The 10,649-nt window shown below is 72.5% G+C and carries 8 protein-coding genes and 1 pseudogene; 1 reads left to right on the top strand and 8 read right to left on the bottom strand.

The features are described 5' to 3' along the window. Positions 1–797, bottom strand: a pseudogene (locus C6N75_RS11555) (hypothetical protein); the annotation flags it as partial. Between the two features lie 553 nt (positions 798–1,350). Between C6N75_RS11555 and ileS the strand changes: the two are divergent. Next, a complete protein-coding gene (gene ileS, locus C6N75_RS11545; protein ID WP_105868780.1) occupies positions 1,351–4,476 on the top strand; it encodes an isoleucine--tRNA ligase in 3,126 nt (1,041 codons plus the stop codon). Positions 4,477–4,597: 121 nt separating this feature from the next. On the opposite strand, the gene C6N75_RS11540 is transcribed toward ileS, so the two are convergent. From C6N75_RS11540 to C6N75_RS11510, 7 genes are all read right to left on the bottom strand, one after another. After that, positions 4,598–5,758: a DivIVA domain-containing protein gene (locus tag C6N75_RS11540; protein ID WP_105868779.1), complete on the bottom strand. Its 1,161-nt coding sequence runs from the start codon at positions 5,756–5,758 to the stop codon at positions 4,598–4,600. A 48-nt stretch (positions 5,759–5,806) separates the two neighbouring features. After that, positions 5,807–6,097 (bottom strand): YggT family protein, encoded by a 291-nt coding sequence (locus tag C6N75_RS11535; protein WP_105868778.1) that lies wholly within the window; start codon positions 6,095–6,097, stop codon positions 5,807–5,809. An 82-nt stretch (positions 6,098–6,179) separates the two neighbouring features. Beyond that, positions 6,180–6,827, bottom strand: coding sequence for a cell division protein SepF (sepF, locus tag C6N75_RS11530; protein WP_105868777.1), 648 nt, complete (start codon positions 6,825–6,827; stop codon positions 6,180–6,182). A gap of 127 nt (positions 6,828–6,954) precedes the next feature. Further along, the gene (locus C6N75_RS11525; protein ID WP_105868776.1) at positions 6,955–7,674 is read right to left on the bottom strand and encodes a YggS family pyridoxal phosphate-dependent enzyme; all 720 of its coding nucleotides are present in this window, start codon (positions 7,672–7,674) and stop codon (positions 6,955–6,957) included. After that, the gene (pgeF, locus tag C6N75_RS11520) at positions 7,671–8,438 is read right to left on the bottom strand and encodes a peptidoglycan editing factor PgeF (RefSeq protein ID WP_105868775.1); all 768 of its coding nucleotides are present in this window, start codon (positions 8,436–8,438) and stop codon (positions 7,671–7,673) included. The genes C6N75_RS11525 and pgeF overlap by 4 nt, the downstream gene beginning before the upstream one ends. Positions 8,439–8,447: 9 nt before the next feature. Beyond that, positions 8,448–9,653: a cell division protein FtsZ gene (gene ftsZ, locus C6N75_RS11515; RefSeq protein ID WP_105868774.1), complete on the bottom strand. Its 1,206-nt coding sequence runs from the start codon at positions 9,651–9,653 to the stop codon at positions 8,448–8,450. A 276-nt stretch (positions 9,654–9,929) separates the two neighbouring features. After that, positions 9,930–10,649: cell division protein FtsQ/DivIB (locus tag C6N75_RS11510; protein ID WP_105868781.1), on the bottom strand; the 720-nt coding region annotated here is incomplete at its 5' end.

The following is a 10,649-nucleotide window of genomic DNA, read 5'->3' as shown; positions in this document are numbered from 1 at the left end:
GCCCTGCCCCAGCCGGCGCCCTTGCCGCCCGCCTTGCCCGCCTTGCCCGCCGCCCTGCCGACGGCCTCGTCGGCCGTCGGCTCCGCCGTCTTCTCCGCCGTCTTCTTCGCTGCCACGGTCCTGGCTCCTGTCTGCTCCACGGCCTCGCCGGCCCCCTCGGCCGCGGACGCGGCCCCTGCCGCGGCCGGTCCGGCCGCGCGTCTCCTGCCCCGCTCCCCCGCGCCGCCCGCCGCCGCGTGCCGCGCCTTCCGGCCGCCCGGCCCGCCGGGCTGCCGCTCTCCGGCCGCCTCCGGCGACGCCTCGACGGCGGCCCTGTCGGCGGTCGCCTCCACGGCGGCCCGGTCCGGAAAGGCCCGCTCGTCCAGGCTCTCCGCCGCCTTCGTCCCGGCAGAGGTGGTGGCGGCCGACTTCCCGGCGGCCTTCCCGGCCGCGGGCGTCTTCTTCGCCTTCCCCGCAGACGTCCCGGCGGCCGTCCTGGCAGCCTCCCCGGCGGACGCCTTCCCGGCGGACGTCCTCGTCTCGGCCGTCTTCTTCGCGGCCGCCTTCTTCTCGGCCGTCTTCTTCACGGCCGCCTTCTTCGCCTGCTTCTTCGCCGTCCCGTCCCGGGGCGTCTCGGCGGCCGGCGCCGCCTCGGCGCGGGGCGGCTGGTCGGCGGGCCGGCCGGCGACCGCGTCCACGACCTTCTCCGCCGCCTTCCTCACCGTCTTCGCCGCCGCCCGCTTGGCGGCCGTCTTCTTCGCCGCGGCCTTCGCCGCGGTCTTCTCGACGGCCTTCCCGGCGGTCTTCCTCGCCACCATCTCGCGGCCCCTTCACATACTGTGATCTTGCTCGCGAATCGTGCTGGGACGATAAATCGACTCAGGCCCCGCGGCAACGGGGCACGCCGCCCGCCGCCGGACACCCCCGGCCGCCGTGGGGACGGTCTGCATCCGTTGTGCCCAGCTCCCCGCCAGGTATTCGGGGCCGGGGCGTCAGGGCCGGGTGACGGGTCCGGGTGATCGGACCCTCGAAATCGGGTCGGCCGGTGTCCGCCCCGGCCCGTACACTGGGCGCAGCGAAAGGCGTGGATGGGGACGAGTAGCGTCGTACGCAGCCATGAGCGACCCGGGGACGGTGCGAGCCCGGGGGTGAGCGCGGCGTGAAGCATCACCCCGGAGCCGCCGGAAGAAAGCCGGACACGGACCCGACACCGAGGTCCCGCCCCGGCCGGTAGAACCGGCGTCGCGACCCCAATGAGGGGGCGGTGCGCGAGCGTGCGCCGCCAAGGAGGGTGGTACCGCGGGAGCCGCGCGCAGTCGGCGCTCTCGTCCCTCCGGACGGAAAGCATGCAGCACTCCGCCGGAGGATTCGATGTCGCAGTACCGCCAGGTACCAGCCCAGGTAGACCTGCCCGCCCTTGAACACGCCGTGCTCGACTTCTGGCGCGAGCAGAAGGTGTTCGCCCGGAGCCTGGAGCAGTCCGAGGGCCGTCCCGAGTGGGTGTTCTACGAGGGGCCGCCGACCGCCAACGGCATGCCCGGCGCCCACCACATCGAGGCCCGGGTCTTCAAGGACGTCTTCCCGCGCTTCCGCACCATGCGCGGCTACCACGTGGCCCGCAAGGCCGGCTGGGACTGCCACGGACTGCCGGTGGAGCTGGCCGTGGAGAAGGAGCTGGGCTTCTCCGGCAAGGGCGACATCGAGGCCTACGGCATCGCCGAGTTCAACGCGAAGTGCCGCGAGTCGGTGACCCGGCACACCGACGCCTTCGCCGAGCTGACCACCCGGATGGGCTACTGGGTGGACCTGGACGACGCCTACCGGACGATGGACCCGAGCTACGTCCAGTCGGTGTGGTGGTCGCTGAAGGAGATCTTCAAGAAGGGGCTGCTGGTCCAGGACCACCGGGTCGCCCCGTGGTGCCCGCGCTGCGGCACCGGGCTGTCCGACCACGAGCTGGCGCAGGGGTACGAGACGGTCGTCGACCCCTCGGTCTTCGTGCGCTTCCCGCTCACCTCCGGCCCGCTGGCCGGCGAGGCCGCGCTGCTGGTGTGGACGACCACCCCGTGGACGCTGGTGTCCAACACCGCCGTCGCCGCGCACCCCGGCGTGCGGTACGTGGTGGCCACCGACGGCGCCGAGAAGCTGGTGGTGGCCGAGCCGCTGCTGGAGAAGGCGCTCGGCGAAGGCTGGGAGGCCACCGGCGAGAGCTTCACCGGTGCCGAGATGGAGCGCTGGACCTACCAGCGGCCCTTCGAGCTGATCCCGTTCGACGCGCCCGCGCACTTCGTGGTCAACGCCGAGTACGTGACCACCGAGGACGGCACCGGCCTCGTCCACCAGTCCCCCGCCTTCGGCGCCGACGACCTCGCCGTCTGCCGCGCCTACGGCCTGCCGGTGGTCAACCCGGTCCGCCCGGACGGCACCTTCGAAAAGGACGTGCCGCTGGTCGGCGGCGTCTTCTTCAAGAAGGCCGACGAGGCGCTGACCAAGGACCTGGACGGCCGCGGCCTGCTGTTCCGGCACGTGCCCTACGAGCACAGCTACCCGCACTGCTGGCGCTGCCACACCGCGCTGCTCTACTACGCGCAGCCGTCCTGGTACATCCGCACCACCGAGGTCAAGGACCGCCTCCTTCAGGAGAACGAGCGGACCAACTGGTTCCCGGACTCCGTCAAGCACGGCCGGTTCGGCGACTGGCTGAACAACAACATCGACTGGGCGCTCTCCCGCAACCGCTACTGGGGCACCCCGCTGCCCATCTGGCGCTGCGAGCAGTCCCACCTGACCTGCGTCGGCTCGCTCGCCGAGCTGTCCGAGCTGACCGGGGCCGACCAGTCCGGCCTGGACCCGCACCGCCCGTACATCGACGAGGTCGTCTTCGACTGCCCCGACTGCGGCGGGACCGCGACCCGGGTGCCGGAGGTCATCGACGCCTGGTACGACTCGGGCTCCATGCCGTTCGCGCAGTACGGCTACCCGTACCAGAACAAGGAGCTGTTCGAGTCCCGGTACCCGGCGCAGTTCATCTCCGAGGCGATCGACCAGACCCGCGGCTGGTTCTACACCCTGATGGCCGTCGGCACCCTGGTCTTCGACAAGTCGAGCTACGAGAACGTGGTCTGCCTCGGGCACATCCTGGCCGAGGACGGCCGGAAGATGTCCAAGCACCTGGGCAACATCCTCCAGCCCATCCCGCTGATGGACCAGCACGGCGCGGACGCCGTCCGCTGGTTCATGGCGGCCGGCGGCTCGCCCTGGGCGGCCCGCCGGGTCGGCCACGGCACCATCCAGGAGGTCGTCCGCAAGACGCTGCTGACCTACTGGAACACCGTCGCCTTCCAGGCGCTCTACGCCCGCACCTCGGGCTGGGCGCCGAGCGGGGCCGACCCGGCCCCGGCCGAGCGCTCGGTGCTGGACCGCTGGCTGCTGTCCGAGCTGCACGCCCTCGTCGACCAGGTCACCTCCGCCATGGAGGCCTACGACACCCAGCGGGCCGGCAAGCTGCTGTCCGCGTTCGTCGACGACCTGTCCAACTGGTACGTGCGCCGCTCCCGCCGCCGCTTCTGGCAGGGCGACAAGGCCGCCCTGCGCACCCTGCACGACGTGGTCGAGACGGTCACCCGGCTGATGGCCCCGCTCACCCCGTTCATCACCGAGCGGGTGTGGCAGGACCTCGTCGTGCCGGTGACCCCCGGCGCGCCGGAGTCGGTGCACCTGGCCGGTTGGCCGGAGGCCGACCTCACCGCGATCGACCCGGCGCTCTCCACCCGGATGGCGCTGGTGCGGCGGCTGGTCGAGCTGGGCCGGGCCACCCGCGCCGAGTCCGGGGTGAAGACCCGCCAGCCGCTGTCCCGCGCGCTGGTCGGCGTCGCCGGCTTCGACACGCTCTCGCCCGAGCTGCGCGAGCAGATCACCGAGGAGCTGAACGTCTCCTCGCTGGCCGCGCTCTCCGAGGTCGGCGGCTCGCTGGTGGACACCACCGCCAAGGCCAACTTCCGGGCCCTGGGCAAGCGGTTCGGCAAGGGCGTCCAGGACGTGGCCAAGGCGGTCGCCGCCGCCGACGCCGCCGCGCTCGCCCTGGCCCTGCGCGACGGCGAGGCCACCCTGGAGGTGAACGGCGAGACCATCACCCTCGCCCCGGACGAGGTGATCATCACCGAGACGCCGCGCGAGGGCTGGTCGGTGGCGTCCGACGCGGGCGCGACGGTCGCCCTGGACCTGGAGATCACCCCCGAGCTGCGCCGCGCCGGCCTGGCCCGGGACGCGATCCGCCTGATCCAGGAGGCCCGCAAGAACAGCGGCCTGGACGTGGCCGACCGGATCGCGCTGCGCTGGTCCTCCACCGACGCCGAGGTGGTCGAGGCGCTCACCGAGCACGCGGGTCTGATCGCGGACGAGGTGCTGGCCACCGACCACGCCCAGGGCGAGGCGGACTTCGGCACCCCGTTCACCGACGAGGGCCTGTCCCTCACCTTCCGCCTGCGCAAGGCGTAGGCGCCGCCGGCACCGCGAAGGGGCCCGGCCGCCACCCCGGCGGCCGGGCCCCTTCGCGTGTCCCCCCGGCCNNCCCGGCCCTTCGCACAGACTGCCTGCCGCGCTACGCGCGTCCGCGCCTTTAGTTGTCGTCCTCGTCGATGAGGAAGCCCCGCATCGGCGACGGCGCCTGCTGCATCGGCTGCGGCGCCTGCGGCCGCACCGGCGCCATCGGCTGGGTCATCGCGGGCGACATCTGCTGCTGGCCGCCGTAGGAGGGACCACCGCCCATCGAGGGACCGCCGCCCATCGACTGGTTGCCCCCGTAGGACGGGGCGCCGGCGCCGGCCGAGGCCATCGACGGGGACGGCGGCAGCGACGGGGCGGCCGGGGAGCGCGGCGGGGCCAGCGAGTCGTCCGACTGGGTCTCGAGCTGCCGGAGCTGGCTCTCCAGGTAGGACTTCAGGCGGGTCCGGTACTCGCGCTCGAAGCCGCGCAGGTCCTCGACCTTCCGCTCCAGCGTGGCGCGGGCGGACTCCAGGGAGCCCATGGCCACGCGGTGCTTCTCCTGGGCGTCCCGCTCCAGGGCGTCGGCCTTGGCGCGGGCGTCCCGCTCCAGGCCCTCGGCGCGCGAACGGGCCTCACCGACGATCTTGTTGGCCTCGGAACGGGCCTCCGCGATCGCCTGGTCGGCGGTCTGCTGGGCCAGCGAGAGCACCCGGGCGGCGCTGTCGCCGCCGGGGCCCTGACCCGGCTGGGGCATGCCCGGGCCGTGACCGCCCATCGGGCCGCCCATGCCGCCGCCCATCGGGCCGCCCATCTGACCGGGGCCGCCCTGCATGGGGCCGCCCATCTGGCCGGGACCGCCCTGCATCGGACCGCCCTGCATGGGGCCGCCCTGCATCGGGCCCTGGCCCATCGGACCGCCGGGGCCGCCCTGCGGACCGCCGTGGCTCGGACCGGCCGGGAGCTGCGGGGCTCCACCGGGAAGCTGCGGCGGACCCATCTGCGGGGGCTGCTGCTGGACGGGCGGTCCGGATATGGCGGCGGGCACCGGGGCGCCGGGACCCTGCGGACGGTCCTGCGGCTCCGGAGGCTTGCGCATCCCCTGCTGCTGGTTCTGCGCGGCGGCGCGGGTGGCCGCGGCCAGCTTGGCGCGCAGGTCCTCGTTCTCGCGCAGCAGACGGGTCAGTTCTGCCTCGACCTCGTCGAGGAAGGCATCGACCTCGTCCTCGTCATAGCCTTCTCGGAGGCGGACGGTCGTGAACTGCTTGTTCCGCACGTCCTCGGGGGTCAGCGGCATCTTTCCTTCACCTCTACGTAGTCGTCGGCAGTCGGCAGGACCGTATCGCTACACCATCGCGCTGCTCACCACAGTGATCAGGATGTAGACGATGATCATCAGGACGAAGAAGGACAGGTCGAGTGCCACGCCTCCGAGACGCAACGGCGGGATGAACCGCCGAAGGAGTTTCAGTGGTGGATCGGTGACAGTGTAGGTGGCCTCCAGAACGACCACCATCGCCTTCCCGGGTTGCCATGAACGGGCGAACTGGAAGACGTAGTCCATGACAAGCCGGAAGATCAGGACGACCAGGAAGCACATCAGAGCGATGTAGACCACCTGCAATGCCACGCTCATCCCGCGCTTCCCTCTCCCCTGATCCCCATGTCCATCCCGTGTCCTTCCGGCCGCGCGGCCGGTCGTTCCCGGTGTCGTGCTCTCAGCTCTGGTTGAAGAATCCGCCCTCTGCGATGCGGGCCTTGTCCTCCGCCGTGACATCGACGTTAGCAGGAGACAGCAGGAACACCTTCTGCGTCACCCTCTCGATGCTCCCATGCAGACCGAAGACGAGACCGGCGGCGAAGTCCACCAGACGCTTGGCGTCGGTGTCGTCCATCTCGGTCAGGTTCATGATCACGGGGGTGCCCTCGCGGAAGTGTTCCCCGATGGTACGGGCCTCGTTGTAGGTCCGGGGGTGCAGCGTCGTGATCCGGTAGGGCTCCCGCTCGGACACGACCTTGGGCATGATCACCGGTGCGTTCTTCTCCAGGCTCGGGCGTTCGGGTGTGATGGATGACACGGGGGCGATTCGCGCCGGACGTCCGCTTTCCACGGGCAGCGCGACGGGCTCCCGGGGGACCGGCGGCTGGGCCACCACCCGGGGCGGCTCCTCGTGCTCGACCGGGCGGTGCGGCTGGTGGGCGGAGGCGTGGACCGCCTGGTGCGGGGGCTGGTGGCGCCGGTCGCGCTCGGGCTCCGGCTCCAGTTCGGGTTCGAAGTCGTCGTCGGGGTCGAAGCCCCGGCCGTCGTACCCATCGTCCTCCACGAGGCCGAGGTAGACCGCCATCTTGCGCATCGCGCCGGCCATGCTCTCCAGTCCTCCGCTCTGTGGTGGATCGGCCATGTCACAGCCCGCGATCCACTGGCTCCCGGCCTGTCCGCTGTTCGGCGGAATTGACCATATTTTCTACTGTGGTCCGACTTATTTCGCGACGTTACCGGAGCGGCGGTCGGTCTCCGAGTACCGCCGTACCGATGCGTACATGTGTCGCCCCGGCCGCGACCGCGTCCTCCAGGTCCGCGCTCATGCCCGCGGACACCATGGTCGCAGCCGGATGAGCCTGACGCAGCCGGGTCGACAGGTCCATCAGCCGGTCGAACGCGGCGCGTTGGCGTCCGGCGTAGGGACCGCTCAGCGGCGCCACCGTCATCAGGCCGTCCAGCCTGAGGCCGGGGGCGGCCGCCACCGCGTCCGCCAAATCGCCGATCCCGTCCGGGCCGACGCCGCCGCGCTCACCGCGTCCGGCGGCGTCCGCGTCCAGCGCGACCTGGATCAGGCACCCCAGGTCGCGCCCGGCGCGCTCGGCCGCGGTGGACAGCGCGCCGACGAGCTTCACCCGGTCCACCGACTGCACCAGACCGGCGTAACCGGTCACCGAGCGCACCTTGTTGGTCTGCAACTGGCCCACGAAGTGCCAGGTCAGATCGAGGTCGGCGCACTCGGCTGCCTTGGGGGCGGCGTCCTGGTCGCGGTTCTCCGCCACCTGGCGCACACCCAGTTCGTGCAGCAGCCGCACGTCGCTCGCCGGGTAGGTCTTGGTGACAACGATCAGCGTCACGTCCTCGCGCGGCCGGCCGGCCGCCCGGCACGCGGCGGCGATGCGCTCCTCCACCCGGTCGAGGTTGGCGGCCAGTTCGGTCCTGCGGTCGGTCATGGGCCTTCCGTCGTCTGGGGGCGGTCCGCCGGCGCCGGGTCGAGCCAGACGTATCCGGCGAGCCGGCCGGTGGTGCGGTCGCGGCGGTACGAGAAGTGGTCGGCCGACTCGCGGGTGCACACCGCCGACGCCTGCCGGTCGGCCACCCCGAGCGCGGCCAACTGGGCCAGCACGCCGGCGGTGACGTCCAGCGCGGGGGTGCCCCAGCTCGTCTCCGCCCAGGCGGCCGGTTCGCGCGCGGCCACCTCCTCGCGCAGGGCCTCCGGCACTTCGTAGCAGCGTCCGCAGACGGCGGGGCCGGTGCGGGCGGTGATCCGGGACGGCTCCGCGCCGAGCCGGACCATCGCCTCGACGGCGGCCGGCACGACGCCGGCCGCCATCCCGGGGCGTCCGGCGTGCGCGGCGGCGGCCACCCCGGCGACCGGGTCGGCCAGCAGGACCGGCACGCAGTCGGCGGTGAGCACCGCGAGGGCGAGCCCGCGCCGGGCGGTGACCACCGCGTCCACCGCGGGGACCGGGCCGTCCGGCCAGGGGCCTTCGACCACGGCGGCCTCCCGGCCGTGGACCTGGTTCATCCACACCACCGCGGCCGGGTCCAGCTTCAGGGACTCGGCCGCCAGGCGTCGGTTGGCGCGGACCGCGTCCGGCGTGTCGCCGACCGCACCGCCCAGGTTGAGCGCGTCATACGGAGCGGCGCTCACCCCGCCCCACCGGTCGGTGAAGGCGAAGTGCGCGCCGCTCGCTGTGTGGTGCTGCCCTATCACGTCACACGGTCACTTCAGGAAGTCCGGGACGTCCAGCTCTTCGGCCTGGCTGTCCGGGTAGTGGTGCGGCTCCGGGATGCTCGGCTTGGCCTCCGAGACGGGGGCCGGCTCGACCGGCGCCGGGGCGGGCGGCTGCTCCTCGCGCACCGGCACGGTGCCGAGCCCGGGCGCCGGGCGGGGCGGCTCCGGTACGGAGCGGGGCGCGGGGGTCTCCTCGCGCTTGGCGGGCGCGCCGGCGCCGATCACCTGGTCCCGGCGGGCCGGCGGCTGGCCGCCGTCGAAGCCGGCCGCGATCACGGTGACCCGCACCTCGTCGCCGAGGGCGTCGTCGATGACCGCGCCGAAGATGATGTTGGCCTCCGGGTGGGCGGCCTCGCTGACCAACTGGGCCGCCTCGTTGATCTCGAACAGCCCCAGGTCGGAGCCGCCGGAGATGGAGAGCAGCACCCCGCGGGCGCCGTCGATGGAGGCTTCCAGCAGCGGCGAGGAGATGGCCATCTCGGCGGCGGCCACCGCGCGGTCGTCGCCGCGGGCCGAGCCGATGCCCATCAGGGCCGAACCGGCGTCGGACATGACCGACTTGACGTCGGCGAAGTCCAGGTTGATCAGACCGGGGGTGGTGATCAGGTCGGTGATGCCCTGCACGCCGGAGAGCAGCACCTGGTCGGCCGACTTGAACGCGTCGAGCACGCTGACCTGGCGGTCCGAGATGGACAGCAGCCGGTCGTTGGGGATGACGATGAGGGTGTCGACCTCTTCGCGGAGCTCGGCGATGCCGTCCTCCGCCTGGTTGGCGCGGCGCCGGCCCTCGAAGGTGAAGGGGCGGGTGACCACGCCGATGGTCAGTGCGCCCAGCGAGCGGGCGATGTTGGCGACGACGGGTGCGCCGCCGGTGCCGGTGCCGCCGCCTTCTCCGGCGGTGACGAAGACCATGTCGGCCCCCTTGAGGACCTCCTCGATCTCCTCGCGGTGGTCCTCTGCCGCCTTGCGTCCGACTGCCGGGTTGGCCCCGGCGCCGAGGCCGCGGGTGAGTTCGCGGCCGACGTCGAGCTTGACGTCGGCGTCGCTCATCAACAGGGCCTGTGCGTCCGTGTTGATGGCGATGAACTCGACACCCTTGAGACCGACCTCGATCATTCGGTTGATGGCATTGACACCACCGCCGCCGACACCGATGACCTTGATGACTGCGAGGTAGTTCTGCGGTGCTGCCACGTCGAAGGCCTCTCGCCTCGATTTACGTGCCGTCGCTGCGCCCGTGTGCGCCGCGCCGGCGGATGCCGATTGGGACGGTCCCGAACGCCGACCCCAACCCTGAACCTCACGTTCAGGGTTACCAATGTGTCTGTCCGTAGGACTCTTCCGAACAGGACACTAAGTCGACAAGTGGCGCGTGTTCAACGAACACGCCGAACCTCCCGTTTTTCTTTTCACCCTATGTGATCACCCGGAGCGCTGACCAACCAGGGTGCTGGCCAGCGCATATGCGCGTCAACCGCGCGAAGCGGCCGGGGCGGTCGGAGCACTGACGTCGAACGTCTTCGCACGCGGTTCCGCCTTCATCAGGGCGGTCAGCGCCCGGGACTTGGCGGCTCCGTTCTCCGCGCTGCCCCACATCACGCTCCGCCCCCGGGAGAGTTCCAGGGTGACGGAGTCGTAGGAGACGACCGTGAGCCGGCGGGTCTCCCGGGCCGGCCCGCGCGGCAGGTCGCCGGCCACGGTGACGGCGGAGAGGGTGAGTTCCTCCGCGCCGAAACGGCGAAGGCTGGCCGAGGCGGCCGGCTTCACCACCAGCAGCGGTACGCCGGCGGGCGGCCGTTTGACGTTCGCGTAGCGGGTCCCGGTGGCGTCGATCTCGGTGTAGCCGCCGCGTTCGGCGGCCAGCAGCACCGGCCGGCGTTCGACCACGGAGAGTTCCACCGTGCCCGGCCAGGAGCGGCTGACGTCCACCGTCTCGATCCGGGGCAGCTTCTCGCTCAGCCGCCGGGCGATGGCGTCGGTGTCCACCGAGGCGAGCGGGGCGCCCTCGGGGACGTCGGCGGCGGCCTCGACCTGGGCGGGGGTGAGCACCCGGACGCCGGTGACGGCGGTGGCCTCCACCCGCAGCCAGGAGGAGCCGTAGAGCACCCAGGCCCCGCCGCCGGCCAGGGCCAGCGCGGCGAGGCCGAGCAGCAGCACCCGGGGCGGGGGCAGCCGGCGGCGGGGCCTGGG

Source organism: Streptomyces solincola (genome assembly GCF_002982015.1).
Lineage (GTDB): Bacteria > Actinomycetota > Actinomycetes > Streptomycetales > Streptomycetaceae > Streptomyces > Streptomyces solincola.
This window is presented reverse-complemented; position numbering and strand designations above follow the sequence as displayed.

What these genes read in the sequence shown, in the direction of transcription:
- ileS (WP_105868780.1), top strand. Translation starts at nt 1,351, where the DNA reads ATGTCGCAGTACCGCCAGGTACCAGCCCAGGTAGACCTGCCCGCCCTT.
- C6N75_RS11540 (WP_105868779.1), bottom strand. Translation starts at nt 5,758, where the DNA reads ATGCCGCTGACCCCCGAGGACGTGCGGAACAAGCAGTTCACGACCGTC.
- C6N75_RS11535 (WP_105868778.1), bottom strand. Translation starts at nt 6,097, where the DNA reads ATGAGCGTGGCATTGCAGGTGGTCTACATCGCTCTGATGTGCTTCCTG.
- sepF (WP_105868777.1), bottom strand. Translation starts at nt 6,827, where the DNA reads ATGGCCGGCGCGATGCGCAAGATGGCGGTCTACCTCGGCCTCGTGGAG.
- C6N75_RS11525 (WP_105868776.1), bottom strand. Translation starts at nt 7,674, where the DNA reads ATGACCGACCGCAGGACCGAACTGGCCGCCAACCTCGACCGGGTGGAG.